This is a genomic window from Flavimobilis marinus, assembly GCF_900113055.1.
Taxonomy (GTDB): Bacteria; Actinomycetota; Actinomycetes; order Actinomycetales; family Cellulomonadaceae; genus Flavimobilis; species Flavimobilis marinus.
Map to the genome: position 1 here is coordinate 858,304 of NZ_FONZ01000001.1, position 25,217 is coordinate 883,520.

A 25,217-nucleotide genomic window follows, 5' to 3' on the forward strand; every position below is an offset into this window, starting at 1 on the left:
GGACAACGTACCTGAAACGGACCGTCCTAGATACTGCGTGGCTAGCGTGCGCGCGCAGCCAGCGTGTTGAGCAGCGCGGCCCCCGAGCCGGCGTCGTCGATCGTCACGACCAGGCGCTTGCCGCCCGAGTGCACGACCTCCAAGCCCTCGCCGTGACGGACCACGATGCCGAGCGAGCCGTCGCGTCCGGTGCGCCAGCCGAAGCCGCCGAACTCCCGGAACGGGGCGACGTCGCGTGCGGAGGCCTCCTCGATGCTCGCGAGCGGCACATGCGTCCGCGGCCATCCGAGAGCGGATCGGACGTGCACGCCGCGGGAGTCGACGCGCACGGTCCAGGCAAGCATCCCGGCAAACAGCGCGAGCAGCAGCGCGGGGATGACCAGCAGCCACCACTCGCGCGTCACGACGGCGAGCACGCCCGTCACAAGGATCGAGCTCGCGCCGATCCACACCCCGGGGCCCCCGGCGATCGTCGCGATCCACACCGCCCGCTCGCTGGCGCCGAGGGCGGCGCGGGGTGCGTCGTCGGGCACGCTGCTCGTGGCTGCCGTCGGGCGATCGCCCGGGACGAGCAGCGCGGCCCCGATGCCGACGACGAGCGCTGCGAGCGTCGCGATCGCCAGGACGGCTCCGACACCTCCGGCGTCCGCGGCGTCCGTCAGACCGCGCTGCATGTCGAGCGAGCCGAGCTGCAGGCCGGCGACGAACGCGCTCATGCCGACGCTCGCACCGGCGGACAGGCGCCGGGTCGAGGCGAGCTGCCCCCACCAGAAGCCGATCGCCCAGAACATCACGGCCAGCAGGACGCCGATGATCGCCATCGTCGCCAGAGACGAGGTCAGGGAGGCGAAGCCGTCGGGACCCTCGCCGGTGCCCCAGTGGACCGCGACCGGGTCGGGCAGATCCTCCCGCCAGGACCACGTGAGCGCCGCGGCGGCCGTGAGCACGGCGGTCGGCGCGACCAGGGCGAGGAGGGTGGTGATCCCGCGGTGCGGGACGGACGGGCGGGTGGGTACGGAGTTCGAGCTCATCGCAGAGCCTCCTTGAGCAGGGTGAGGGTGGTGGTCGGGGGGACGCCGAGCGTGCGTGCGCGGTCGACGACGACGTCGATCGCCGCGCGGAGCTCGTCGAGCGCGGGGGCGGGCGGGGCGCTGACGACGGCGCCGCGGCCGCGCCGCAGTTCGATCAGACCGTCGTCGCGCAGGGACTGGTAGGCGTGCAGGACGGTGTGGACGTTGATGTCGAGCGACTCGGCGAGCGCGCGGGCGGCGGGCAAGCGGTCGCCGGTGACGAGCGCGCCCGCTGTGACGGCCGCGCGCACCTGGGTGCCGAGTTGCTCGAACAGCGGCTCGGGGGCGTGGGGATCGACGCGGAAGATCATGCGATGACCATACTAGTTCTATGGCAACTAGAACAAGTTGCTCAGGACTGGACCGGCCGGTCGACCGCGCTGCGGGGCCGCCCGCCCGGCCAACCGCGCCGCTGCGCCGCCCGGCCAACCGCGCCGCTGAGCCGGCGAGGCCGCGACTTCGTCACTTCGACCGCGACTTCGTGACTTCGAACTGACGAAGTCGCGGTCGAGCTGACGAAGTCGCGGTCGGGTCCGGTCGTCCGTAGGTACCGGGGGAGGCGCAGGCGCAGGCGCCGGGCCACCTGAGCGGCAAGCAGCCCGGGTGCCCGAGCAGCTCGGGTGCCCGGGCAGCCGGGATGGCCTCGTGGCGGGAGGAGCCGCGAGGCTAGATGACGTACTCGATGAGCTCCGCCGGGTCCTCGACCGGGCGGACCGCCTTGGGTGCGCGCTCGCGGACCTGCGCGGGGACGCCCACGGCGACCGCGCCGGCGGGCACGTCCTTGACGACGACGGCGTTCGCGCCGATCTGCGCGTCGTCACCGATCCACACGGGGCCGAGCACCTTGGCGCCGGCGCCGAGGACGACCCGGTCGCCCACGGTGGGATGGCGCTTGCCGTGTGTCATCGAACGGCCGCCGAGGGTGACGTTGTGGAACAGCACGACGTCGTCGCCCACGACCGCCGTCTGCCCGATCACGACGCCCATGCCGTGGTCGATGAACAGTCGACGCCCGAGCACGGCGCCGGGGTGGATCTCGATCCCCGTCGCGGCGCGCGTGGCCTGCGAGATCAGCCGCGCGGGCAGGCGCAGCAGCGGGGTGTGCCACATCCGGTGGGTCAGCCGGTGCGCCCACAGGGCGTGCACGCCGGGGTAAGCGAGCGCGACCTCGAGCGAGGACCTCGCGGCGGGGTCCTGGCTGCGGGCCGCCTCGAGGTCCTCGCGGAGGACGACGAGCGCGCGGTGGAGCAGTGACATGCACACCTCGGATCTGCCCCGGGGGACCGGGGGAGCAGGGACGGCGGGTGCGGGCGGACGACGCTGCGGCGCCGCCCGCCCGCGGTCGATCAGTCGAGCAGGTCCGCGTAGAGGATCGAGGACAGGTAGCGCTCACCGAACGACGGGACGACGACGACGATGAGCTTGCCCTCGTTCTCGGGGCGCTTGCCGACCTCGAGCGCGGCGTGGATCGCAGCGCCGGAGGAGATGCCGACGAGCAGGCCCTCCTCCTTGGCGGCGCGGCGCGCAACCTCGACCGAGGTCTCCGCGTTCACGTCGAACACCTCGGTGTAGACGGACGTGTCGAGGATCTCGGGGACGAAGTTCGCGCCGAGGCCCTGAATCTTGTGGGGGCCGGGCGCGCCGCCGTTGAGGATCGCGGACTCCTCCGGCTCCACCGCGATGATCTGCACGTCGGGCTTGCGCTCCTTGAGGACCTGGCCGACGCCGGTGATGGTGCCGCCCGTGCCGATGCCGGCGACAAAGATGTCCACCTTGCCGTCGGTGTCGTTCCAGATCTCCTCGGCCGTGGTGCGGCGGTGGATCTCAGCGTTGGCCTCGTTGGCGAACTGCCGCGCGAGGATCGCCCCGTCGCGCTCGGCGGCGATCTCGTTCGCCTTGTCGACAGCGCCCTTCATCCCGCCGGAGCCGGGGGTGAGGATGAGCTCGGCACCGAACGCGCGCAGCAGCGCACGGCGCTCCTTCGACATGGTCTCGGGCATCGTCAGCACGACGTCGTAGCCCCGCGCCGCGCCGACCATGGCGAGCGCGATGCCGGTGTTGCCCGACGTCGCCTCGACGATCGTCCCGCCGGGCTTGAGCGCGCCCGCGGCCTCCGCCGCGTCGACGATCGCGACGCCGATGCGGTCCTTGACGGAGTTCGCCGGGTTGTAGAACTCGAGCTTGGCGACGACGGTCGCGCCGACGCCCTCGGTCAGACGGTTGAGCCGGACGAGCGGGGTGTTGCCGACGAGCTTCGTGACGTCGTCTGCGATGTGAGCCATGGAATGGTCCCTCTTCTCTCGTGGGTGTGCCGGGCGGGTGCTGCGTCCGCGAGGAGGCACCCGGGCCGGCTCGGCACGCGGCGCCACCTCGCTGGGAGGGGCTGCCGGAGGGCTAACGAGGATGGGGGCCGGATTCTTCCGTGATCCACCTGGTCGTCTCTTCCCACCGGCGTCGGGGGCGAGGAGCGATGCTCGGAGCAGGCGCACGCCTGCGGCACCGCTCTAGAGACAACAACAGCCGAGGTGGGAAGCGGGCACGTGGCGCATCGCTGATCCTCTCCTCGACTGGGTGCGCTCAGGTGCGCACGGCCGTCACCATACTGCACGCGGCAGCGACGGGCGACGACAGATCCGTGGATCTCAGGGAGCGGATGACGGGAATCGAACCCGCGTAATCAGTTTGGAAGACTGAGGCTCTACCATTGAGCTACATCCGCACAGGTCCGCGAGCGGCGGACCAGCGCCCACACCTTAGCAAGTGACGCGGGGCGTCACGAACCAGGGGAAGAGTCGGGGTGACAGGATTCGAACCTGCGACCTTCCGGTCCCAAACCGGACGCGCTACCAACCTGCGCCACACCCCGTGGGCCAGCAGACCTCGCTGGCGCCTCACCGAGTGTAGGCGACCGCGGCGGTGGGCCCGTGATCCGCCCATGCCGTACGATCGACGGGTTACTCGCGCGCCTCGTGGCGTGCCAGTCCCTGAACTCCCGTGGCCACCGGGTCACGCCCGCCGGACGCACGCCGTCCGCCGGACCCCCTGCGAACAGTTGGAGACCATCGAACGTGAAGAGCGCCGTCGAGAACCTGGAGCCCACCAAGGTCAAGCTGACCGTCGAGGTGGCGTACGACGAGCTCAAGCCGAGCATCGATCACGCCTACGAGCACATCGCTCAGGACATCTCGATCCCCGGCTTCCGCAAGGGAAAGGTGCCTGCGCGCATCATCGACCAGCGCGTCGGCCGCGGTGCCGTGCTCGAGCACGCGATCAACGAGGGCCTTCCGAGCTTCTACACGCAGGCCGTGCGCGAGAACGAGCTGCGCCCCCTGGGGCAGCCGCAGGTCGAGGTCACGAAGGTGCCGGACCCCACCGACACCGCCGGTGAGCTGCACTTCACCGCCGAGGTCGAGGTCCGCCCTGAGCTCGACATCCCCGCGCTCGAGTCGCTCTCGGTGACCGTGGACGACGTCGAGGTCTCGGACGAGGACGTCGAGCAGCGCCTCGAGGCGTTGCGGGAGCGCTTCGGCTCGCTCGTGGGCGTCGACCGCCCCGCGGCCGACGGCGACTTCGTCGTGATCGACATGACGGCGAAGATCGAGGACGAGGAGATCGACTCGGTCTCCGGCACGAGCTACCAGATCGGCTCGGGCAACATGCTCGAGGGCATCGACGAGGCTCTCACGGGCCTTTCTGCTGGCGAGTCCTCGACGTTCACCTCGGCCCTGGCCGGCGGCGAGCACGAGGGCAAGGACGCCACGATCTCCGTGACCGTCACCTCGGTCAAGCAGCGCGACCTGCCGACCGCGGACGACGACTTCGCGCAGATGGCGAGCGAATTCGACACGCTCGACGAGCTCAAGGCGGACCTGCGTACGCAGGTCGAGAGCGCCAAGGGCTCCAACCGTGCCGTGCAGGCGCGCGACGCCCTGCTCGACGCGCTCAAGGCTGCCGTCGACGTCCCGGTCCCGAGCGGCGTCGTCGACGCCGAGGTGCACCGCCACCTCGAGTCGGAGAACCGCCTCGAGGACGACGAGCACCGCACCGAGGTCACCGAGGAGGCTACGGTCGCTGTCAAGAACCAGATCCTGCTCGACACCCTGGCCGAGCAGCTCGAGGTCAAGGTCGGCCAGTCCGAGCTCCTCGACTACCTGCTGAACGCCTCGCGCCAGTACGGCATGGACCCGAACGAGTTCATCAAGACGCTCGACGAGTCCGGCCAGATCCCGTCCGTCGTCGCCGAGGTCGCGCGCTCCAAGGCGCTCGCCGTCGCGCTGCGCCGCGTCGAGGTCAAGGACGCCGCGGGCAACGCCGTCGACCTGTCGGAGTTCGTCGGCACCGACGAGGAGGACGCCGCCGCGGACGCGAGCGACGCCGCCGAGGTCGCCGCCGCCGAGGCTGCGGAGAACGACGAGCAGGCCTGAGCCTGACAGCACCCGACGACGGCCGTCCCGCACCCGCGGGGCGGCCGTCGGCGTACCGGGAACGCGTCGTGCGTGACGTCCCCGGTGCGCCGACAGCGAAACGCGCCTCCGCCCGGGCAGGACACCGGGTGCGTGCGCGTTAGGGTCGGGACAGTTGATCATCGACGAGGGAGATGAGCGTGAACGAGCAGATGCCCATGGCGGCACGTGGTGATGTCGCGGGCCTGGGGCTGAACGACAGCATCTACAACCGGCTCCTCAAGGAGCGCATCATCTGGCTCGGGTCCGAGGTGCGCGACGAGAACGCGAACGCCATCTGCGCGCAGATGATGCTGCTTGCGGCCGAGGACCCTGACAAGGACATCTACCTCTACATCAACTCGCCCGGTGGCTCGATCACGGCGGGCATGGCGATCTACGACACGATGCAGTTCATCCAGCCCGACGTCGCCACGGTCGCGATGGGCATGGCGGCCTCGATGGGGCAGTTCCTGCTCTCCTCCGGAACCAAGGGCAAGCGTTACGCCACGCCCCACGCGCGCGTCATGATGCACCAGCCCTCGGGCGGCATCGGCGGCACCGCGACGGACGTCCGCATCAACGCGGAGCTGATCCTGCACATGAAGCGCGTGCTCGCCGAGCTGATCGCCGAGCAGACCGGCAAGACGGTCGAGCAGATCCACACGGACTCCGACCGCGACCGCTGGTTCACCGCGCCCGAGGCCCTCGAGTACGGGTTCATCGACCACGTCGTCACCCACGCGGGCTCCGTCGCCGGCGGCGGCGGCACCACGGGCTCCTGAGCCCGCAACCCCGCCCAGCCCTCCCGGACACCAGACTTCTCAGGAGCCAGTGATGAGCATCGAGTCCCAGTACCTCAACACCGCCCAGCGCCTCGCTGGGCCCTATGCCGGCGCCCTCGCCGGTGGCACGGCGCCCGCCGGACCGTCGGCGCGCTACGTCCTGCCGAACTTCGAGGAGCGCACCCCCTACGGCTTCAAGCGCCAGGACCCGTACACCAAGCTGTTCGAGGACCGCATCATCTTCCTCGGCGTGCAGGTGGACGACGCCTCGGCCGACGACGTCATGGCCCAGCTCCTCGTGCTCGAGAGCCAGGACCCCGACCGCGACATCGTCATGTACATCAACTCGCCCGGCGGCTCGTTCACGGCGATGACGGCGATCTACGACACGATGCAGTACATCAAGTCGCAGGTCTCCACCGTGTGCCTCGGCCAGGCTGCCTCAGCGGCCGCCGTGCTGCTCGCGGCGGGTCAGCCGGGCAAGCGCCTGGCGCTGCCGAACGCGCGCGTGCTGATCCACCAGCCGGCGATGGAGGGCGGCGGCTACGCCCAGGCCTCCGACATCGAGATCCACGCCAACGAGCTCATCCGGATGCGCGAGTGGCTCGAGGCCACGCTGGCCTCGCACACCGGCCGCGACGTCGAGCAGGTCCGCAAGGACATCGAGCGCGACAAGATCCTGTCGGCGGCCCAGGCCCTCGACTACGGGATCGTCGACCAGGTCCTCGAGAGCCGCAAGCCGAAGGTCCTCCCGGCCTCGTGACGAGCCCGCACGGCTGACCCGCCGCCGTGGCCCGGAGCGTCGTGACAGACATCCGGGCTACGGTGGTGTGGAATGGACAGCACGGAGCGGTCGATCGACCGCGCTCAGCGCGCGGGGTACCGCCGACAGGCAGTGGAAGGGGAACAACAGTGGCACGGATCGGAGACGGCGCCGACCTGCTCAAGTGCTCCTTCTGCGGCAAGTCGCAGAAGCAGGTCAAGAAGCTCATCGCGGGCCCCGGGGTCTACATCTGCGACGAGTGCATCGAGCTGTGCAACGAGATCATCGAGGAAGAGCTCTCCGAGACCAGCGAGCTCGGCATGGTCGAGCTCCCCAAGCCGCGGGCGATCTTCGACTTCCTCGAGCAGTACATCGTGGGTCAGGACCTCGCCAAGCGCGCCCTGGCCGTCGCGGTCTACAACCACTACAAGCGCATCCAGTCGGGGCACACCGGCAAGCCGACCTCGGACGACGCGGACCAGGTCGAGATCGCCAAGTCCAACATCCTGCTGATCGGCCCGACCGGCACCGGCAAGACGTACCTCGCGCAGACCCTCGCGAAGATGCTCAACGTGCCGTTCGCGATCGCCGACGCGACCGCGCTGACGGAGGCCGGCTACGTCGGCGAGGACGTCGAGAACATCCTCCTCAAGCTGATCCAGGCCGCGGACTTCGACGTCAAGAAGGCCGAGACCGGCATCATCTACATCGACGAGGTCGACAAGATCGCCCGCAAGAGCGAGAACCCGTCGATCACGCGCGACGTCTCGGGTGAGGGCGTGCAGCAGGCGCTCCTGAAGATCATCGAGGGCACGGTCGCCTCGGTGCCGCCGCAGGGTGGACGCAAGCACCCGCACCAAGAGTTCATCCAGATCGACACCTCGAACGTCCTGTTCATCGTCGCCGGCGCCTTCGCCGGCCTCGACGACCTCGTGGCCGAGCGCTCACGCAAGCGCGGCGTCGGCTTCGGGGCTCCCATGGAGTCCGACGACGACGTCGACCTCTTCGCGGAGGTCCGGCCCGAGGACCTGGTGAAGTTCGGGCTGATTCCCGAGTTCATCGGTCGCCTGCCCGTCGTGACGTCCGTGTCGAAGCTCGACGAGGACGCGCTCGTGCGGATCCTCACCGAGCCTCGCAACGCCCTGGTCAAGCAGTACCAGCGCATGTTCGAGATCGACGGCGTGGACCTCGAGTTCTCGAGCGACGCCCTGACGGCGATCGCCGAGAAAGCGCTCGAGCGCAAGACGGGGGCGCGCGGCCTGCGCGCGATCCTCGAAGAGGTGCTGCAGCCGGTCATGTTCGAGATCCCCAGCCGCGAGGACGTCGAGCGCGTCGTCGTGACCCGGGCGGTCGTCCTGGAGGACGCCCCCGTGACGATGGTCGAGCGCGCCCCCGAGCAGCGCGAGAAGAGTGCCTGACGCGCCCCGGGTGCCCGCGGAGATCCTCCAGCTGCGCGAGAGCATCGACAACATCGACGCCGCCCTCATCTACATGCTGGCGGAGCGGTTCCGGTGCACCGAGCGCGTCGGGCAGCTGAAGGCCACCGGTGGCCTGCCTCCCGCGGACCTCGAGCGCGAGGGCCAGCAGATCGAGCGCCTGGCGGGCATCGCTCAGACCGCCGGCCTGGACCCCGTGTTCGCCGAGGCCCTGCGGGCGTTCATCGTGAGCGAGGTGATCCGCAGGCACGAGGCGATCGCCGCGGAGCGCGACGGCGAAGCCCCGGTCCTCGACATCTACTCCTGAGCAGCGGCCGCACGTCTTCGCCCGGTCACCTCGTGGCCCCGACCGCCGCGTGGCGGGTGCCGTCGCTATCCATTGCAGGAACCCCCACCGCGTAGCAGGGTAGGGAGGGACCCGGCGGCAGCGCCGCCACAGCCGACGTCATGAGGTGGTCTCGCGTGAAGATTGATTGGCTCCGTCCGCTCCTCGGCCAGGAAGCGCCGTTCACGACCGTGCATCTCGATGTGACAGGAGAGGGTGAGCCAGCCGCTCGAGAAGCGCGTGATCGCTGGCGCGGTCTCCGCCGCCAGCTCGCCGGCGAGGGAACGCCCGAGGCGACGCTCGACCTCATCGAGGAGGCGTTGACGCCCCCCACCGGCCGCGCACGGGGACGCGTCGTCATCGCGAACCCGCAGGGAATCCTCGTCGACCGCACCCTCATGGCCGCGCCGACGTCGTCGTCGGCGGTGCACGGGCCTGTCCCCGCGCTGCTTCCGGCCGCGCTGCACAACGACGAGGTCGTCGACCACATCATCGCGCGCGTCGACCGCAGCGGCGCCGATCTCGTCCGCCATCACTGGGGCTCCGCCGACGGCGACTGGCATGCGACCGTCGAGGGCGGCCACGACGACGTCGAGGTCACCCAGACCGGTCCCGGTCAGAGCCGCGGGGAGGCGCGCCAGCACGACTCGTGGGAGCGCAACGCTGAGGCTGTCGCGCAGGAGCTCGACCGACTCTGCGCGAGCGAGGCGCCGGAGGTCATCATCCTCACCGGCGACGTGCGCGCCGTCGCGCTCGTCAAGGGTGAGCTCGGCCAGAAGGCGTGCGCGTGCGTAATCGAGGTGCCCGGCGGCAGCCGGGGCGCTGGGGCTCACGAGGACGCCTTCGACACGCACGTCACGGCGGCGCTCGACGACTTCCGGGCGCGCCGCCGCGAGAAGGTCCTGGCGCGCTACCGGGAGGGCCACGGGCGCCAGGACGGCGCGGTGACCTCGCTCACCGACGTCGTCGAGGTGCTCACCAAGGGACAGGTCGCCGAGCTCGTGCTGGCCGAGGACGCCGCGCGGACCGCCGAGCCCGAGCCCGCGCTGTGGGTGGGGCCCGAGCCGCTGCACCTGGCTCTCGACGAGGCCACGCTGAGCGCGATGGGGCTGACGGACCTGCGGCAGATGCCGGCGTCGATCGCGCTCGTCCGGGCGGCCCTCGGCCAGGATGCGGGTCTGACCTTCGCCCCGGACGGCGCCGTGGACCTCAGGGACGGCGTCGGGGCCGTGCTGCGGTGGTCGGACCCGAGCACGCCGCACGAGTCCGCCCCGAGCCTTTCGAGCGACGCGGGGCGGCTCTCGGCCCACGGCTGACGAGCGAGGCGGACCGTGCCGAGCGCCACGCCGGTGCTCGGCACGGGCCGCCGCCGCTGAGGTCAGCGGTGCGTCGGGTCGAGCACCCGGTCGAGGAACTCGCGCGTGCGGGGTTCCCGAGGGGTCCCGATCACCTGGTCGGCCGGCCCTTCCTCGAGGATCGTGCCCCCGTCCATGAACACCACGCGGTCGGCGACGTCGCGCGCGAACGCCATCTCGTGCGTCACCACGATCATGGTCATGCCGCCCTCGGCGAGCTCACGCATGACGGCGAGCACCTCACCGACGAGCTCCGGGTCGAGCGCGGAGGTCGGCTCGTCGAACAGCATCAGCGCCGGGTCCATGCTCAGGGCACGCGCGATCGCGACCCGCTGCTGCTGTCCGCCCGAGAGCTGGCTCGGCGTCGCGCCGGCACGGTCGGCAAGGCCCACCCGGGCGAGGTTCTCGAGTGCCACCTTCTCGGCCTCGGCCTTCGAGCGGCGCAGGACCTTGCGCTGGGCGACGGTGCAGTTCTCGAGCACGGTCTGGTGGGTGAAGAGGTTGAACGACTGGAACACCATGCCCACGTGCTGGCGCACGGCGTCGATGTCGACGTCCGGGTCGTTGATCTCGGTGCCGAGCACGCGCACCGAGCCTGCGGTCGCGTGCTCCAGCTGGTTCACGCAGCGCAGCAGGGTGGACTTGCCCGAGCCGGACGGCCCGATCACGCACACGACCTCGCCCGGTGCGACCGTGAGGTCCACACCGCGGAGCACCTCGCGCGGGCCGAAGGACTTGTGCAGGTCGGTGATCTCGACGACGGCGTTCATGCGGCCGCTCCCTTCGTGCCACGACGCTCGAGGTGCCGAGCGACAAATCCGAGCGGGATGGTGATGACCAGGTAGCACAGGCCCGCCACGACGAGGCCGGTCATGCCGCCGCCAGCCGAGGAGTTCAGGGCGTTGTTGCCGACCTTGGTGAGCTCGAACTGCGCCTGGGTGACGCCCATGAGGTAGACGAGCGAGGTGTCCTTGGTGAGCAGGATGATCTCGTTGGTCATCGGCGGCAGCACGATCCGGAAGGCCTGCGGGATGACGACAGTGATCATCGTGCGGCTGTGCGACATGCCGAGCGAGCGTGCGGCCTCGATCTGACCGCGCGGCACGGCGGCGATGCCGGCGCGGAGCGTCTCGGCGATGTATGCCGCGGACACCAGCCCGAGCGCGATCGCGATCTTGATGATCAGGCTGTCGATCCGCAGGTCGAACGCGAGCGGCACGCCGTAGGCGACGCCGAGCACGACCAGCAGCGCCGGGATGCCGCGGAAGAACTCGATGTACACGGTCGCGATCGCCCGGTACGGGGCGACCGAGGACAGCTTCATGAGCGCGAGCACCGTGCCCAGCACGAGGCCGACGGCGAAGGCACCCAGCATGTACGTGAGGGTGTTCACGAACGCGCCGGGCAGGTCGGGGAGCATCGCGCGCGCGGCATCGAGGTTGAAGACGCTCGTCGTGAAGGTCTCGCGGTCGACGGCGCTCAGGACGGCGACGACGGCGACGAGGAGGATCGCGTACTGCACGCCGCGCCAGAGGCGCGCGCGCCTGCGCGGGCTCAGGCGCCGGCTGCGGACGACGGGGGAGACTCCCGCGCCAGCCGCGCCGCCCGAGGTCCCCGGCGTGCGGTCGGTCGCTGACGGGTCAGCGTCCGGAGCGCCGCGGAGGCCGCTGGTGTCTGCGCGCCCGAGGGGCACGCCGCTGCTGTCGCGGGAGTCGGTCATCGGGTCAGCCCTCGTGGGCGACGCCGATGCGCGCCTCGTAGAGCGTGTCGTAGGTGCCGTCGCCCTCGATGCGGTCGAGCGTCGCGTTGATGGCCTCCAGCAGCGCCGTGTTGCCCTTGGCGACGGCGAGGCCATAACGGTCCTCGGTGGGGAACGTCGCGGTCACGCCGAAGCCGTCGCCCTCGTAGGCGCCGAGCACGAACACGTCGTTGATGACGGCGTCCACCTGGCCGGTCTTGAGCGCCTGGACCTGCAGCCCGAGGTCGGCGTACTGGATCGCCTCGAGACCCTTGGCCTCGGCCCAGTCCTCGCCGACCGTCGCGATCTGCACGGCGACGGTCTTGCCGGCGAGCGCGTCCTCGGACGTCAGAGCGGCATCGGCCGCGGCGAGGAGGCCCAGGTCGGCGTCGAAGTAGGGCTCGGAGAAGTCGACGTTCTGCGCGCGCTCGTCGTTGATGGAGATGCCGGCCGCGGCGATGTCGCACTGCCCCGAGGTGAGGGCGGCGCCCGACTCCATCGCGTCGAAGGCCACGTTGATGACCTCCTGGTCGACGCCGAGGTCCTTGGCGACCTCACCGGTGATATCCATGTCGAAACCGACGATCTCGCCGTTCTCCTCGAACTCGAACGGCTCGAACGGCGCGTTGGTGCAGACCGTGAGCGTGTCGCCTGCGACGAGCTCGACGTCGGCGGAGCTGCCCGAGCCCTCGGTCGAGGACGCGTCTCCCGAGGCCGACGTGCCTGCGGGGGTGGCGGGGGCGTCGTCGGACGAGCAGCCTGCGAGCAGCAGTGCCGAGGCGATGAGGGCGGCGGCGGCCGTGGAGATCTTCATGGTGTCCTCGCTCTGATGAATGTTTATTCTTCGGAGATACTACCTATGCAGAGCGTCGTGGGCGGCGTCCGAAGGTCCTGACGTGACGCGACGCACGTGTGAACCGTGCCATAGCGGCAGTCAACACCGATGCGGCCACGCGCACGGAGAGACGGCGGACGCGGGCAACGCGATCGCTGGTCGGGACGCTGAGCGCCGGGCTCAGGGCGCGGCGGGGCGCGCCGGGTCCGCGCTGGGCGCGTAGATGCCCTCGATCTCGGCCGCGAAGTCGCGGTGGACGAGGTTGCGCTTCACCTTGAGCGACGGGGTGAGGTAGCCGTTCGCCTCGGTGAAGTCGGTGGTGAGGACCGCGATCTTGCGGATCGACTCCGCCCGGGAGACCGCCGCGTTCGCGCGCGCCGCCGCGCGGTCGAGGGCGGCGACCACGGTGGGGTGGGTGGCAGCGGCGGCGACGTCCATCGAGGGCAGCCCGTGGGTCGCGAGCCAGCCCGGAAGCATCTCTGCGTCGAGGGTCACGAGCGCGCCGATGAACGGCTTCCCGTCCCCGACCACCACGCACTGGCTGACCAGCGGGTGACCGCGGAAGCGGTCCTCGAGCACCGCCGGCGCGACGTTCTTGCCGCCGGCCGTCACGATGAGCTCCTTCTTGCGCCCGGTGATCCGCAGGTGGCCGTCCTCGTCGAGCGTGCCGATGTCCCCGGTGCGGAACCAGCCGTCGTCGAACGCCTCGGCCGTGGCCTCGGGGTTGGCGTGGTACCCGCGGAACACGTGGTCACCCCGGACGAGGATCTCGCCGTCGTCCGAGATGCGCAGGGACGCGCCCGGGACGGGTGGGCCCACCGTCCCGATCTTCGTGTTGCCGGGCACGTTGACGGTCGTGGGTGCCGAGGTCTCCGTCAGCCCGTAGCCCTCGAGGACCGTCAGACCGATGCCGCGGTAGAAGTGCCCCAACCGGGTGCCCAGCGGTGCGCCGCCGGAGATGGCGTAGCGCAGCGCCCCGCCCATGGCCGCGCGCAGCTTGCGGTAGACCAGGAGACCGGCCACGCGGTGCTGGACGCGCAGCACGGGCGTGAGTCGGCCTTCGCCGTCCTGGGCGCGCGACGCCGCGATCGAGACCTTGGCCGCCCACCGGAACACCGCCAGCGACGTGCCCGTTCCCGCGCGCTGCTCGGACGCGTTGTAGACCTTCTCGAACACGCGAGGCACGGCCAGCAGGAACGTGGGCTGGAAGGTCCCCAGGTCCGCCACGAGGTTCTTCGCGTCGGGCACGTGCCCGACGACGGCTCCCGACGTCACGCACAGCACCTGCACGAACCGCGCGAACACGTGGGCGAGGGGCATGAACAGCAGGGTGCGCGCCGCTGGAGGTTCCACCATCGGACGCAGCGACGTCGCCATCGTGTTGCGAGTGATCGACACGAACGCCCAGTGGGTGAGCTCGACGCCCTTGGGGCGGCCCGTGGTCCCGGACGTGTAGATGATCGTCGCGACGTCGTCGCCCGCGACCGCGCGCGAGCGGGCCTCGACGTCGGCATCCTCGACGGCGCCTCCCGCGCGCTTGAGTGCGTCGAGCGCGCCCGCCGCGAGGACCAGGCACGTCTCGAGCGCCGGGAGCTCCGCGCGCGACTCGGCGACGAGCGACTCGTGCGCGGCGGTCTCGACGACCGCGAAGCGCGCTCCCGAGTCTGAGCAGATCCACGCGACCTGCTCCGCGGAGCTGGTCTCGTAGACGGGCACCGACACCCCGCCCGCAGCCCACACCGCGAAGTCCAGCACCATCCACTCGTAGCTCGTGTGAGCCATGATCGCGACGCGTTCGCCTGGCCTCAGCCCGAGCCCGACGAAGCCCTTGGCCACCGCTCGCACCTCACGCGCGAACGCCTCGGCCGTCATCGGCACCCAGTCGCCGCCGAGCGTGGTCTTGCGCTCGAGGAGCGTCGAGCCGCCAGCCGCGCGCACCCGAGCGGCCAGCAGGTCGTTGACAGAGCTCCCCTCGGGGACGTCGACGGCGCTGGGGGTCGAGACCTCGTGCACGGCAGCCGCTGCCCGTCAGGCGCGCGGGGTCTTGGGCTCGGGCTGGCCGAGCTCGCTTGCCGTGACGACGATGCCGCCCTGGACCGCCGAGTCGCCCTGCCCGTCGGCCGCCGGGGCGAGGATCAGGTCACCCGTCACGCGGCCCGCGCCACGCACGTCGACGAGAGCGGACTCGATGCGGGCGACGTCGGCGGCCGGGACCGCGAGCTCGGCACGCAGGATCGGCGTGCGCATCGAGGCCTTGGCCTCCGACTTCACCTTGCGGAGCACGGCGAGGGCGTTGCCGGCGGCCGTGAGGACGGCGGGGTCGCCGTCGGCGGCGGCAGCGCGCAGCTGACCCGAGGTGGGCCACGCCGCCTGGTGCACCGAGCCGTCCCGCCACCACGACCAGACCTCCTCGGTCGCGAACGGCAGCACCGGCGCGAACAGGCGCAGCAGCGTGTCGAGGGCCAGCGCGAGCGAGACGCGAGCCGACGTCGTCTCCGCAGCGACGTCGTCGGCGCCCCCGCCGTAGGCGCGGTCCTTGACGAGCTCGAGGTAGTCGTCGCAGAACGTCCAGAAGAACGTCTCCGACACCTCGAGGGCGCGCGTGTGGTCGTAGGCCTCGAGCGCGGCCGTCGCGCGGTCGACGACACCGGCGAGGCCGGCGAGCATCGCGCGGTCGATCGGCTCGGTCACGAGCGTCGGGTCGAGCACGAGCTCCTTGTCGCCCGCGAACGACAGGGCGAACTTGGACGCGTTGAGGACCTTGATCGCCAGGCGGCGGCCGATCTTCATCTGGCCGACCTCGAAGGCCGCGTCCGTGCCCAGGCGGGCGGAGGCCGCCCAGTAGCGCACGGCGTCGGACCCGTGCTCCTCGAGCAGGCCCATGGGCGTGACCACGTTGCCCTTGGACTTGCTCATCTTCTTGCGGTCCGGGTCGAGGATCCAGCCCGAGATCGCGGCGTTGCGCCACGGCAGCGAGCCGTGCTCGAGGTGCGAGCGGACCACGGTCGAGAACAGCCACGTGCGGATGATGTCCTGGCCCTGGGGCCGCAGGTCCATGGGGAACACGCGCTCGAACAGGTCCGGGTCGGCCAACCAGCCGCCGGCGATCTGGGGGGTGAGCGAGGACGTCGCCCACGTGTCCATGATGTCGGGGTCGCCCACGAAGCCGCCGGCGACGCCGCGCTGGTCCTCCGTGTACCCCGCCGGCACGTCCGAGGACGGGTCGATGGGGAGCGAGGCCTCGTCGGGGACGATCGGGGACTCCCACTGCGGCTGACCCTCGCCGTCGACCGGGTACCAGACGGGGATCGGGACGCCGAAGAAGCGCTGGCGCGAGACCAGCCAGTCGCCGTTCAGGCCGCCGACCCAGTTCTCGTAGCGGACCTGCATGAACTCGGGGTGGAAGTCGAGCTCCTCGCCGCGGGCGAGCAGCTCCGCCCGCAGCTCACGGCCCGGCATCGCCCGGCCACCGTTGCGGATGTACCACTGGCGGCTCGTGACGATCTCGAGCGGCTTGTCGCCCTTCTCGAAGAAGTTCGTCTTGCGCTGCGTGGCGACGGGCTCGCCGACGAGGTCGCCGGACTCGCGCAGGGCGTCGACGATCGCGGCGCGCGCCGAGAAGGTCGTCTTGCCGGTGATCTCGGTGAACAGCGCTACGGCGCGGTCCGTGGTGAGCCACTCCGGGACCTCGCGGGTCAGGCGCCCGTCGCGGTTGAGGATCGAGCGAGTCGGCAGCTGCAGCTCGCGCCACCACTGCACGTCGGTCAGGTCGCCGAAGGTGCAGCACATCGCGATGCCCGCGCCCTTGTCCGGCTCGGCGGCCGGGTGGGCGAGCACGGGGACCTCGACGTCGAACAGGGGGGAGCGGACGGTCGTGCCGAACAGGTGCTGGTAGCGCTCGTCGTCCGGGTGCGCGATCAGGGCGACGCACGCGGGGAGCAGCTCCGGGCGGGTGGTCTCGATCTCGACCGTCGTCGCGCCGTCGGCGCCCACCGTGCCCGCGGGGAGGTGGAAGCTGACCTTGTGGAAGTGCCCGGGGTAGTCGCGGGCCTCGAGCTCCGCCTGGGCGACCGCGGTCTGGAACGTGACGTCCCACAGCCCCGGCGCCTCCGCCTGGTACGCCTCGCCACGGGCGAGGTTGCGCAGGAACGCCGTCTGCGCGGTGGCCTGCGCCGTCCTGCCGATGGTCTGGTAGTGGTGCGACCAGTCGACGCTCAGGCCGAGGTAGCGCCAGAGGGCCTCGAACTGCTTCTCGTCCTCGGCCGTGAGGCGCTCGCACAGCTCGACGAAGTTCTTGCGGGAGATCGGCTGCTGGTCGGCTGCCTTCACGCTCTTGCCCTCGGCGCCCTCGAGCGGGGGCTGGTACCCCTCGACGTACGGCAGCGACGGGTCGCAGCGCACGCCGTAGTAGTTCTGCACGCGGCGCTCGGTCGGCAGGCCGTTGTCGTCCCAGCCCATCGGGTAGAACACGGACTTGCCGCGCATGCGCTGAAAGCGCGCGACGACGTCGGTGTGGGTGTAGCTGAACACGTGCCCCACGTGCAGCGAGCCCGAGACGGTGGGCGGCGGCGTGTCGATCGAGTACACCTGCTCGCGCGTGGCGGAGCGGTCGAACGCGTACGTGCCGTCCCTGGTCCAGCGCTCGTCGAGCGCGGCCTCGAGCCCGTCGAGGCTGACCTTGTCGGGTACCTCCCGGACGACCGCCCGGACGACCTCGGCGCTGGCCGCGGGGGAGGTCGAGTCGGTGGTGGTCGCGTGCTCGGGGGTCGACGAGGTGCTCATGGCGCCCATCTTCCCAGATCGACGGCGGTGCCCGCGCGCGCGGTCCGTGCACCGCGCGTCCCCGCCGACGCAGAGGACCGTCAGGCCTGCGCCGCCGCCGCGAGGGCGGTGCCCAGCGCATCGAACGCGTCCCGCACCGACCCGACGCTGATCCGCAGGTGTGCCTCGCCCGGCCCGGGCGCATCGACGCGGAACGGGCTGCCCGGAGCCGCCCGCACGCCCTGGGCGGCGAGGCTCACCAGCGCCGCCCGCTCGTCGGCGACGGGCAGCCACATGTTCAGGCCGTCTCCGCGCCGCAGCCTGCCACCCGAGGCCTCGACGGCGCGGGCCACCTCACGCTGGCGACGGCGGTAGGCGTCCCGGGCGCCGGCGACCTGCTGCTGGGTCGTGCGGTCCGTGAGGAGCTCGAGCAGCGCGGACTGCAGCATGCGCGAGGTCCACCCGGGCCCGAGCATGCGGCGGGCGACGACGCGCTCGAGGACGCGCGCGGGGCCGCCCACTGCCGCGATCCGGAGGTCAGGACCGTGCGACTTCGAGTAGGAGTGCACGTGCACCACGCGTCCCGCGAGGTACGTCCCGAGACTCACGTCGGCGGTCTGGCAGATCGCGCCCGAGTGGTCGTCCTCGACGACCACGACGTCGGCGCCGTGCGGGTGCGTGTGCAGCACCCGTGCCAGCTCCCGTGCCCGTTCGCTGGTCATCGACGCCCCCGTCGGGTTCTGGGCGCGCGGCTGCAGGACGACGACGTCGCACCGGGCGTCGAGCGCTCGCCAGAGCTCGTCGGGCAGCAGGCCGTGCTCGTCCAGGCCGACGCCCACGCGCTGCACGCCGAGGCTGTCGAGGAGGTCGAGCAGCGGCGGGAAGCACGGATCCTCGATCGCCACGCGCGAGCCCAGCCCGACGAGCACGTCGAGCGTGCGGCTCATGCCGTCGAGCGCGCCGTCGACGACCGTGAGCGCCTCCGGCGCGAACGGCCACGCAGCGCGCAGGCGGGACTCCAGCGGGGGCAGCACCGGCGGGCCCAGGTAGGACGACGTCGTGGCGCCCGCCGTCCGGCGCGCGAGCGTCGCGAACGCGGGCCCGAGGGCAGGCAGCAGCTGGGGATCGGGGGTGCCCGACGACAGGTCGAGCCGGTAGGGGACCTGCGCACCGCTCGCGAGGTCGCGGTAGCGCGGGGGAAGCCACGTCGTCGTCTGGGCCAGGACGAAGGTGCCGGCCCGCCCCCGCGACCGGACGAGACCGGCGTCGGACAACGCGTGCCACGCGGCCGAGACCGTGCCGGGGGAGACCTGCAGCGACGCGGCCACCTCCCGGACCGTGGGCAGGCGCGTCCCGACGGGCAGGTCGCCCGAGCGCACGAGCTGGCCGATCGTCGCGGCGATGCCGGCGGGCGTGCGCTCGGTGAGCGCGGCGAGGAGGTCCACAAGGCGTGATCCTGCCCTGCACGGGGCCGCCCGGAGCGCAGCCCGGGGCCGCGCGGCCCAGAGTTAACGACGCCGACACAACTCTTCTCGCGACCGTTACACGGGGACACCGCCGCGAAATGTTCAACCACCACAGTCGCATTCAGCAGCGAAGGGGCGGCGGACCAGCCCCCGAGGGCGTCGTCGCCGACCGAGAACGCTGGCACGACGACCCGAGGAGCGACGTTGAGCATCGTCAGAACCGCCCTGACCCAGGCCACCTGGACCGGGGACAAGGAGTCCATGATCGCGCTGCACGAGGAGTGGACGCGCGAGGCGGCCGCCCAGGGTGCGCAGATCATCTGCTACCAGGAGCTCTTCTACGGACCGTACTTCGGGATCGTCCAGGACCCCCAGTACTACGAGTACGCCGAAGCCGTCCCGGGACCGACGACCGACCGGTTCGCGGCGCTCGCCAAGGAGCTCGGCATCGTCATCGTGCTGCCCGTGTACGAGGAGGACCAGGCCGGCGTCCTGTACAACACCGCAGCGGTCATCGACGCCGACGGCACCTACCTCGGCAAGTACCGCAAGCACCACATCCCGCACCTGCCCAAGTTCTGGGAGAAGTTCTACTTCCGGCCCGGCAACCTGGGCTACCCGGTGTTCGACACGGCGGTCGGCAAGATCGGCGTCAACATCTGCTACGACCGGCACTTCCCCGAGGGCTGGCGCGTGCTCGCCCTCAACGGCGCCGAGATCGTGTTCAACCCCAACGCGACGGCGCCGGGAATCTCCAACAAGCTCTGGGAGATCGAGCAGCCCGCCGCCGCCGTCGCCAACGGGTACTTCGTGGTCGCGACCAACCGCGTGGGCCTCGAGGACAACGAGTACGGCGCCGAGGCCGTCAACTTCTACGGCTCGAGCTACGTCGTCGGCCCGGACGGCGCGTACGTCGGCGAGGTCGGGTCGTCGACGTCGAACGAGCTCCTCATCCGCGACATCGACCTGGGGCAGATCCGCCGGGTGCGCGAGCGGTGGCAGTTCTTCCGCGACCGCCGCCCCGACGCCTACGGCCCGATCGTCGCGCCATGACCGGCGCGCGCGTCACCGCCGTCCGTCCGCTCGAGCCACGAGGAGCCTGACATGTACACCCTCATCACCGGCGGCACGGTCGTGAGCTCGACCGGGTCCGGCCAGGCCGACGTCCTGATCGAGGACGAGAAGATCGTCGCCGTCCTCGAACCCGGGTCGGGCGTGCTCGGCGCGACCTTCCTCCAGGGGGTGGACCGCCGGATCGACGCCACGGGCAAGTACGTCATCCCCGGAGGGATCGATGCGCACACCCACATGGAGATGCCGTTCGGGGGCACGTTCGCGTCCGACACCTTCGAGACCGGGACGCGCGCCGCCGCGTGGGGCGGGACGACGACGATCGTCGACTTCTCCGTGCAGTACACCGGCGAGGACGTCCTCGAGCGCTTCGCCGCGTGGCACGACAAGGCAGCCGGCAAGTGCGCCATCGACTACGCGTTCCACCAGATCATCGGTGGAGTCGACGACGTCTCGCTCGCGGCGATGGACACCCTGATCGACGAGGGCGTGTCGAGCTTCAAGCTCTTCATGGCCTACAAGGACGTGTTCCTGTCCGACGACGGCCAGATCGTCCGGGCCATGCAGCGCGCCTCCCGCAACGGCGGGCTGCTGATGATGCACGCCGAGAACGGCTCGGTCATCGACGTCCTGCAGCAGCAGGCCCTCGAGCGTGGCGAGACCGACCCGATCCACCACGGGCTCACGCGCCCGTGGCAGACGGAGGAAGAGGCGACGTACCGGGCGATCCGGCTGTCCGAGCTCACCGGTGCGCCGCTCTACGTCGTCCACGTCTCGGCCAAGCAGGCCGCGATGCGCATCGCCGAGGCCCGTGACACGGGGCAGAACGTGTTCGGCGAGACCTGCCCGCAGTACCTGTGGCTCTCCCTCGAGGAGCAGCTCGGCGCGCCGGGGTTCGAGGGGTCCAAGTGGGTGTGCTCGACGCCGCTGCGGGCCCGCGTCGACGGGCACCAGGAGCACATGTGGCAGGCGCTGCGGACCAACGACCTCCAGCTGGTCTCGACGGACCACTGCCCCTTCTGCATGAAGGGCCAGAAGGAGCTCGGGCGGAACAGCTTCGCGGCGATCCCCAACGGCATCGGGTCCGTCGAGCACCGCCTGGACCTGGTCTACCAGGGCGTCGTCACGGGGAAGATCTCGCTGTCGCGCTGGGTGGAGATCTGCTGCACGACGCCGGCACGCATGTTCGGCATGTACGGCACCAAGGGCGTCATCGCGCCCGGGGCCGACGCCGACGTCGTCGTGTACGACCCGGCGGGGCGCACCCGGATCTCGGTCGACACCCACCACATGAACCTCGACTACTCGGCGTGGGAGGGCTTCGAGATCGACGGTCACGTCGACACCGTCATCTCCCGGGGCCTCGTCGTGATCGACGACGGCGAGTACCACGGGCACGCCGGTCACGGGAAGTACATCCGCCGCGGGCTGTCGCAGTACCTCATCTGAGCCCCGGGCCGCCGCCCCCGAACCGAAAGGACACCCTCTCGATGGACATCGGTGTCGTCCTGCAGACCAACCCTCCCGCGTCCCGCACGGTCGAGCTCACGCGCCTCGCCGAGACGTACGGCTTCTCGCACGCATGGACGTTCGACTCGCACCTGCTGTGGCAGGAGCCGTTCGTCATCTACTCCGCGATGCTCGCGGCGACGCGCAAGATCGTCGTCGGACCCATGGTGACGAACCCCGCCACCCGGGACTGGACCGTGATGGCGTCGCTGTTCGCCACGCTCAACGAGATGTACGGCAACCGCACCGTGTGCGGGATCGGGCGCGGAGACTCGGCCGTGCGGGTGCTCGGGGGCAAGCCCACGACCCTCAAGACGCTGCGCGAGTCCATCCACGTGATCCGTGAGCTCGCGAACTCCCGCAGCGTCGAGGTGGGCGACGCGACCCTGCAGTTCCCGTGGAGCCACGGCTCCGAGCTCGAGATGTGGGTCGCGGCCTACGGGCCCCTGGCCCTCAAGCTCACCGGGGAGGTCGGTGACGGGTTCATCCTGCAGCTCGCCGACCCCGACATCGCCGCCTGGATGATCGGCGCGGTCCGGGACGCCGCGGACAACGCGGGCCGGGACCCCATGGCGATCAAGTTCTGCGTGGCGGCGCCCATGTACGTGGGCAACGGCGACTCGCCGGCCGAGCGCCTGCACATGCGCGAGCAGTGCCGATGGTTCGGCGGGATGGTCGGGAACCACGTCGCTGACATCGTCACCAAGTACGGCGCCGGGTCGAACGTGCCCCAGGCGCTGACCGACTACATCGCCGGCCGCGAGGGCTACGACTACAACCAGCACGGCCGGGCCGGGAACACGCACGCCGACTTCGTCCCCGACGAGATCGTCGAGCGGTTCTGCGTGCTCGGCAGCGTCCGCGAGCACATCGACAAGCTCGAGGCGCTGCGCGACCTCGGGGTCACGCAGTTCGCCGGATACCTCCAGCACGACAACAAGGAGGAGACGCTGCGCCAGTACGGCGAGTGGGTGATCCCGGCCCTCAGCCAGCACGTGGTGGCGAGGGCATGAGCGGCGCGGCGCCTCGGCCAGCCCTTGGCCGCTGGTCTGCGATCGGCCGCCGGCCTGCGCTCCGCCGCCAGCCTGCGCTCGGCCGGATGGCGGCCGCGCTGGGCGCGGTCGCCCTGCTGGCCACCGTCTGGGAGCTCTACAAGGCCGCCGGGCCGGCGCAGGGATGGTCGCTCGGGCAGACGCGGATCCTGCCCCGCACCTCCGACCTCGCCATGCCGCACACCTGGGACATGCTCCAGCGCCTCGTGGAGCCGATCACCGGCGCCCGTGACGCCGCGCCGCTGTGGCGTGCCGTCCTCGACGCCGGCGCCGTCAGCCTCGGGATCGCCGCCGTGGGCTGGGCGATCGGCGTCGGGGTCGGGCTGCTGATCGCCGTCGCCATGCAGCGCCTGCGCGTCGTCGAGCGTGCGGTCCTGCCGCTGGTGATCCTCTCCCAGACGGTGCCCCTGATCGCCCTCGCGCCGCTCGTGCGCTCGTGGGGGTCGCGGCTCGAGATCGGCTCCCTCGAGTGGGCGCCGTGGATGTCGGTCGCCGTCATCGCGTCCTACCTCGCGTTCTTCCCCGTCGCGGTGGGGGCCCTGCGCGGGCTGCAGTCGCCGTCGGCGATCCAGACCGAGCTCATGCACGCCTACGGAGCGGGCTGGTGGACGACGCTGCTCCACTTGCGCGCCCCGGCCGCCGTGCCGCACGTGCTCCCCGCCCTCCGCCTCGCCGCGGCCAACGCCGTGATCGGGACGGTCGTCGCCGAGGTCGCCACGGGTCTTCCCGGCGGGCTCGGGCGCATGATCCTCGAGCTCGCCAACTTCGCCGGGTCCGACCCCGCCAAGCCCTGGGCGCCGATCTTCGGCGCCGTCGTCCTCGGCCTGCTCGCCGCGGGCATCGTCACCGCGCTCGGCGCAGGCCTCGCGCGGTTCAGAAGGATGGAGGCCTCCGCATGACTGCAGCAGCCGTACGCGTCACCGGCGTCACCCGCGTCTTCGCCGGGGCGGGCCGTGAGGTCGTCGCCCTCGAGGACGTGGACCTCACGGTCGCGCCGGGGGAGTTCGTGTCCCTGATCGGGCCCTCCGGCTGCGGGAAGTCGACGCTCCTGCGGTTGATCGCCGACCTCGACGCGCCGAGCGCCGGCACCGTCGAGGTGTTCGGGCGGCCGGCCCGCGAGGCCCGCCTGTCGCGTGACTACGGCATCGCGTTCCAGCAGGCCGGCCTGCTCCCGTGGCGCACGGTACGCGCCAACATCGAGCTGCCGCTGGCGCTCGCGGGCGTGGGCCGCGGTGCCCGCCGGGAGCGCGCCGACCACCTGCTCGACCTCGTGGGCCTGGCCGACTTCGCCGGCCAGTTCCCCGACCAGCTCTCGGGCGGCATGCAGCAGCGCGTCGCCATCGCCCGGGCGCTCGCGGACGAGCCCAGCCTGCTTCTCATGGACGAGCCCTTCGGTGCGCTGGACGAGATGACGCGCGAGCACCTGCAGACCCAGCTCCTGCGGATCTGCGCCGAGAACCGTGCCGCCGTCGTCTTCGTCACGCACTCGATCCCCGAGGCCGTGTTCCTCTCCGACCGGGTCGTCGTCATGTCCGCCCGGCCGGGGCGGGTCCGGGAGGACATCGCGGTGCGGCTCGACCGGTCCGCGGTCGCGGGCGCCGGGCTCGACAGTGCGAGCGACGACCTGCGTGCTGACGCCGGCTTCTTCGCGCACGTCGCGCGGGTGCGCGCTGCCCTGCACGGCACGCCGTCGCTCGCGGTCGCCGGGGACACGGTCGCCGAGGACGCGGTTCGCGGAGGGGCCGCATGAGCGGGCCCGCCGCCGCCCGCGGACCCGGGCGGTCCGCCGTGCGGTCGGGACTCGCGGCGACCCTGCCGCCCGTCGCGCTCCTCGGGTTCCTGCTGCTCGGCTGGCACCTCGCGGTCACGCTCGGCGACGTCCCCGCGTTCGTCCTGCCGGGCCCCGTCGACATCGCCGCGAACCTCCGCGAGCTCGCCGGACCTGTCACCGGTGCCGCCCTCGTCACCGGCCGCAACGCCGCCGTCGGCCTCGTCGTCGGCGCCGTCCTCGGGATCGGGCTGGCCGTGCTGTCCTCAGCCCTGCGGCCCGCGGACCGGCTGGCAGCGCCGGTCGTGACCGCGCTCGCCGTCGTGCCGATCGTCGCGCTGGCCCCCGTCCTGTACTCGATGTACGGCGCGGCCTCCGAGCAGGCCCGCGTGATCGTCGCCGGGCTGGCGGTGTTCGTGCCCGTGTACGTCAACACGCTCACCGGGCTGCGTCAGGTGGCTCCGGTGCACCGCGACCTCATGCGGGCGCTCGCCGCCTCGCCCGTCCAGGTGGCCCGCACCGTCACCGTCCCGACCGCCCTGCCGTTCGTCTTCACCGGCCTGCGCATGGCCTCCTCGCTGGCGGTCATCTCCGCGATCGTCGCCGAGTACTTCGGCGGGCCACGCTCCGGCATCGGCTCCTTCATCACGACCGCCGCAGCGGGCTCCGACTACGCACAGGCCTGGGCCTACGTCGTCGGCGGCATCGTCGTCGGCCTCGTCTTCTATGCCGCCACCGCCGTCGCCGAGCACCTCACCGCTCGCCGGAGCATCGGCGCGAGCACCCTCGCCGGACTATCGGCGTGAGCACCCCCCACCGACCACGCGCCACGCCCGCGGCG

The 25,217-nt window shown here is 71.5% G+C and carries 22 protein-coding genes and 2 tRNA genes; 12 read left to right on the forward strand and 12 right to left on the reverse strand.

Annotated features, from left to right (window positions below; genetic code table 11):
- Positions 1 to 41 precede the first annotated feature (41 nt).
- From BMZ30_RS03965 to BMZ30_RS03990, 6 genes are all read right to left on the reverse strand, one after another.
- Positions 42 to 1,031: a hypothetical protein gene (locus BMZ30_RS03965; protein ID WP_093375231.1), complete on the reverse strand. Its 990-nt coding sequence runs from the start codon at positions 1,029 to 1,031 to the stop codon at positions 42 to 44.
- Positions 1,028 to 1,381: a GntR family transcriptional regulator gene (locus BMZ30_RS03970; protein ID WP_093375233.1), complete on the reverse strand. Its 354-nt coding sequence runs from the start codon at positions 1,379 to 1,381 to the stop codon at positions 1,028 to 1,030. Before BMZ30_RS03970 ends, BMZ30_RS03965 begins: the two co-directional genes overlap by 4 nt.
- Before the next feature lie 355 nt (positions 1,382 to 1,736).
- Positions 1,737 to 2,327, reverse strand: a complete 591-nt coding sequence (epsC, locus tag BMZ30_RS03975) for a serine O-acetyltransferase EpsC (RefSeq protein ID WP_093375235.1) — start codon at positions 2,325 to 2,327, stop codon at positions 1,737 to 1,739.
- Between the two features lie 89 nt (positions 2,328 to 2,416).
- Entirely contained in the window at positions 2,417 to 3,352 is a 936-nt protein-coding gene (cysK, locus tag BMZ30_RS03980) for a cysteine synthase A (protein WP_093375237.1), read from the reverse strand.
- Positions 3,353 to 3,718: 366 nt separating this feature from the next.
- A tRNA-Gly gene (locus BMZ30_RS03985) sits at positions 3,719 to 3,789 on the reverse strand.
- Positions 3,790 to 3,862: 73 nt separating this feature from the next.
- A tRNA-Pro gene (locus BMZ30_RS03990) sits at positions 3,863 to 3,936 on the reverse strand.
- 202 nt (positions 3,937 to 4,138) lie between these two features.
- On the opposite strand from BMZ30_RS03990, the gene tig reads away from it, so the two are divergent.
- The 6 genes from tig (at position 4,139) to BMZ30_RS04020 (ending at position 10,137) form a co-directional block, all read left to right on the forward strand.
- Positions 4,139 to 5,494: a trigger factor gene (gene tig, locus BMZ30_RS03995; protein ID WP_177191266.1), complete on the forward strand. Its 1,356-nt coding sequence runs from the start codon at positions 4,139 to 4,141 to the stop codon at positions 5,492 to 5,494.
- 179 nt (positions 5,495 to 5,673) lie between these two features.
- Positions 5,674 to 6,297 carry an ATP-dependent Clp protease proteolytic subunit gene (locus BMZ30_RS04000; protein ID WP_373296795.1) on the forward strand — a complete coding sequence of 208 codons (624 nt, stop codon included), beginning with the start codon at positions 5,674 to 5,676 and terminating at the stop codon, positions 6,295 to 6,297.
- Positions 6,298 to 6,349: 52 nt separating this feature from the next.
- Positions 6,350 to 7,060 carry an ATP-dependent Clp protease proteolytic subunit gene (locus BMZ30_RS04005; RefSeq protein WP_093375243.1) on the forward strand — a complete coding sequence of 237 codons (711 nt, stop codon included), beginning with the start codon at positions 6,350 to 6,352 and terminating at the stop codon, positions 7,058 to 7,060.
- 149 nt (positions 7,061 to 7,209) lie between these two features.
- Complete coding sequence (clpX, locus tag BMZ30_RS04010) at positions 7,210 to 8,478, forward strand: ATP-dependent Clp protease ATP-binding subunit ClpX (protein WP_093375245.1); 1,269 nt, start codon at positions 7,210 to 7,212, stop codon at positions 8,476 to 8,478.
- Complete coding sequence (locus BMZ30_RS04015; RefSeq protein WP_229828262.1) at positions 8,471 to 8,803, forward strand: chorismate mutase; 333 nt, start codon at positions 8,471 to 8,473, stop codon at positions 8,801 to 8,803. The genes clpX and BMZ30_RS04015 overlap by 8 nt, the downstream gene beginning before the upstream one ends.
- Positions 8,804 to 8,958: 155 nt before the next feature.
- Entirely contained in the window at positions 8,959 to 10,137 is a 1,179-nt protein-coding gene (locus BMZ30_RS04020) for a baeRF2 domain-containing protein (protein ID WP_093375247.1), read from the forward strand.
- Positions 10,138 to 10,199: 62 nt separating this feature from the next.
- Here the strand turns inward: BMZ30_RS04020 and BMZ30_RS04025 are convergent, their stop codons facing one another.
- The 6 genes from BMZ30_RS04025 to BMZ30_RS04050 all read right to left on the reverse strand — a co-directional run bounded on the left by BMZ30_RS04025 (position 10,200) and on the right by BMZ30_RS04050 (position 18,955).
- Entirely contained in the window at positions 10,200 to 10,946 is a 747-nt protein-coding gene (locus BMZ30_RS04025; RefSeq protein ID WP_093375249.1) for an amino acid ABC transporter ATP-binding protein, read from the reverse strand.
- A complete protein-coding gene (locus BMZ30_RS04030; RefSeq protein ID WP_093375251.1) occupies positions 10,943 to 11,896 on the reverse strand; it encodes an amino acid ABC transporter permease in 954 nt (317 codons plus the stop codon). The genes BMZ30_RS04025 and BMZ30_RS04030 overlap by 4 nt, the downstream gene beginning before the upstream one ends.
- 4 nt (positions 11,897 to 11,900) lie before the next feature.
- Positions 11,901 to 12,728, reverse strand: a complete 828-nt coding sequence (locus tag BMZ30_RS04035; protein WP_093375253.1) for an ABC transporter substrate-binding protein — start codon at positions 12,726 to 12,728, stop codon at positions 11,901 to 11,903.
- A 201-nt stretch (positions 12,729 to 12,929) separates the two neighbouring features.
- A complete protein-coding gene (locus BMZ30_RS04040) occupies positions 12,930 to 14,762 on the reverse strand; it encodes an AMP-dependent synthetase/ligase (RefSeq protein ID WP_093375255.1) in 1,833 nt (610 codons plus the stop codon).
- A gap of 15 nt (positions 14,763 to 14,777) precedes the next feature.
- Positions 14,778 to 17,531, reverse strand: coding sequence for a valine--tRNA ligase (gene valS / locus BMZ30_RS04045; RefSeq protein ID WP_093375757.1), 2,754 nt, complete (start codon positions 17,529 to 17,531; stop codon positions 14,778 to 14,780).
- 80 nt (positions 17,532 to 17,611) lie between these two features.
- The gene (locus tag BMZ30_RS04050) at positions 17,612 to 18,955 is read right to left on the reverse strand and encodes an aminotransferase class I/II-fold pyridoxal phosphate-dependent enzyme (protein WP_093375257.1); all 1,344 of its coding nucleotides are present in this window, start codon (positions 18,953 to 18,955) and stop codon (positions 17,612 to 17,614) included.
- Positions 18,956 to 19,180: 225 nt separating this feature from the next.
- Between BMZ30_RS04050 and BMZ30_RS04055 the strand changes: the two genes are divergently transcribed.
- From BMZ30_RS04055 to BMZ30_RS04080, 6 genes are all read left to right on the forward strand, one after another.
- Entirely contained in the window at positions 19,181 to 20,029 is an 849-nt protein-coding gene (locus tag BMZ30_RS04055) for a nitrilase-related carbon-nitrogen hydrolase (protein ID WP_093375259.1), read from the forward strand.
- 51 nt (positions 20,030 to 20,080) lie between these two features.
- The gene (gene hydA / locus BMZ30_RS04060) at positions 20,081 to 21,496 is read left to right on the forward strand and encodes a dihydropyrimidinase (RefSeq protein ID WP_093375261.1); all 1,416 of its coding nucleotides are present in this window, start codon (positions 20,081 to 20,083) and stop codon (positions 21,494 to 21,496) included.
- A 41-nt stretch (positions 21,497 to 21,537) separates the two neighbouring features.
- Complete coding sequence (locus BMZ30_RS04065; RefSeq protein WP_093375263.1) at positions 21,538 to 22,569, forward strand: TIGR03842 family LLM class F420-dependent oxidoreductase; 1,032 nt, start codon at positions 21,538 to 21,540, stop codon at positions 22,567 to 22,569.
- An 86-nt stretch (positions 22,570 to 22,655) separates the two neighbouring features.
- The gene (locus BMZ30_RS04070) at positions 22,656 to 23,507 is read left to right on the forward strand and encodes an ABC transporter permease (RefSeq protein WP_229828261.1); all 852 of its coding nucleotides are present in this window, start codon (positions 22,656 to 22,658) and stop codon (positions 23,505 to 23,507) included.
- The gene (locus BMZ30_RS04075) at positions 23,504 to 24,358 is read left to right on the forward strand and encodes an ABC transporter ATP-binding protein (RefSeq protein ID WP_093375267.1); all 855 of its coding nucleotides are present in this window, start codon (positions 23,504 to 23,506) and stop codon (positions 24,356 to 24,358) included. The genes BMZ30_RS04070 and BMZ30_RS04075 overlap by 4 nt, the downstream gene beginning before the upstream one ends.
- The gene (locus BMZ30_RS04080) at positions 24,355 to 25,182 is read left to right on the forward strand and encodes an ABC transporter permease (RefSeq protein ID WP_093375269.1); all 828 of its coding nucleotides are present in this window, start codon (positions 24,355 to 24,357) and stop codon (positions 25,180 to 25,182) included. The genes BMZ30_RS04075 and BMZ30_RS04080 overlap by 4 nt, the downstream gene beginning before the upstream one ends.
- The last annotated feature ends 35 nt before the right edge of the window (positions 25,183 to 25,217 follow it).

Excerpts from the sequence above, each read along its gene's own strand:
- BMZ30_RS04065 (WP_093375263.1), top strand. The coding sequence starts at position 21,538 with ATGGACATCGGTGTCGTCCTGCAGACCAACCCTCCCGCGTCCCGCACG.
- epsC (WP_093375235.1), bottom strand. The coding sequence starts at position 2,327 with ATGTCACTGCTCCACCGCGCGCTCGTCGTCCTCCGCGAGGACCTCGAG.
- valS (WP_093375757.1), bottom strand. The coding sequence starts at position 17,531 with ATGAGCACCTCGTCGACCCCCGAGCACGCGACCACCACCGACTCGACC.
- hydA (WP_093375261.1), top strand. The coding sequence starts at position 20,081 with ATGTACACCCTCATCACCGGCGGCACGGTCGTGAGCTCGACCGGGTCC.
- BMZ30_RS04025 (WP_093375249.1), bottom strand. The coding sequence starts at position 10,946 with ATGAACGCCGTCGTCGAGATCACCGACCTGCACAAGTCCTTCGGCCCG.
- BMZ30_RS04035 (WP_093375253.1), bottom strand. The coding sequence starts at position 12,728 with ATGAAGATCTCCACGGCCGCCGCCGCCCTCATCGCCTCGGCACTGCTG.
- cysK (WP_093375237.1), bottom strand. The coding sequence starts at position 3,352 with ATGGCTCACATCGCAGACGACGTCACGAAGCTCGTCGGCAACACCCCG.
- BMZ30_RS04030 (WP_093375251.1), bottom strand. The coding sequence starts at position 11,896 with ATGACCGACTCCCGCGACAGCAGCGGCGTGCCCCTCGGGCGCGCAGAC.
- BMZ30_RS04005 (WP_093375243.1), top strand. The coding sequence starts at position 6,350 with ATGAGCATCGAGTCCCAGTACCTCAACACCGCCCAGCGCCTCGCTGGG.
- BMZ30_RS04070 (WP_229828261.1), top strand. The coding sequence starts at position 22,656 with ATGGCGGCCGCGCTGGGCGCGGTCGCCCTGCTGGCCACCGTCTGGGAG.
- BMZ30_RS03965 (WP_093375231.1), bottom strand. The coding sequence starts at position 1,031 with ATGAGCTCGAACTCCGTACCCACCCGCCCGTCCGTCCCGCACCGCGGG.
- BMZ30_RS04075 (WP_093375267.1), top strand. The coding sequence starts at position 23,504 with ATGACTGCAGCAGCCGTACGCGTCACCGGCGTCACCCGCGTCTTCGCC.
- BMZ30_RS03970 (WP_093375233.1), bottom strand. The coding sequence starts at position 1,381 with ATGATCTTCCGCGTCGATCCCCACGCCCCCGAGCCGCTGTTCGAGCAA.
- BMZ30_RS04080 (WP_093375269.1), top strand. The coding sequence starts at position 24,355 with ATGAGCGGGCCCGCCGCCGCCCGCGGACCCGGGCGGTCCGCCGTGCGG.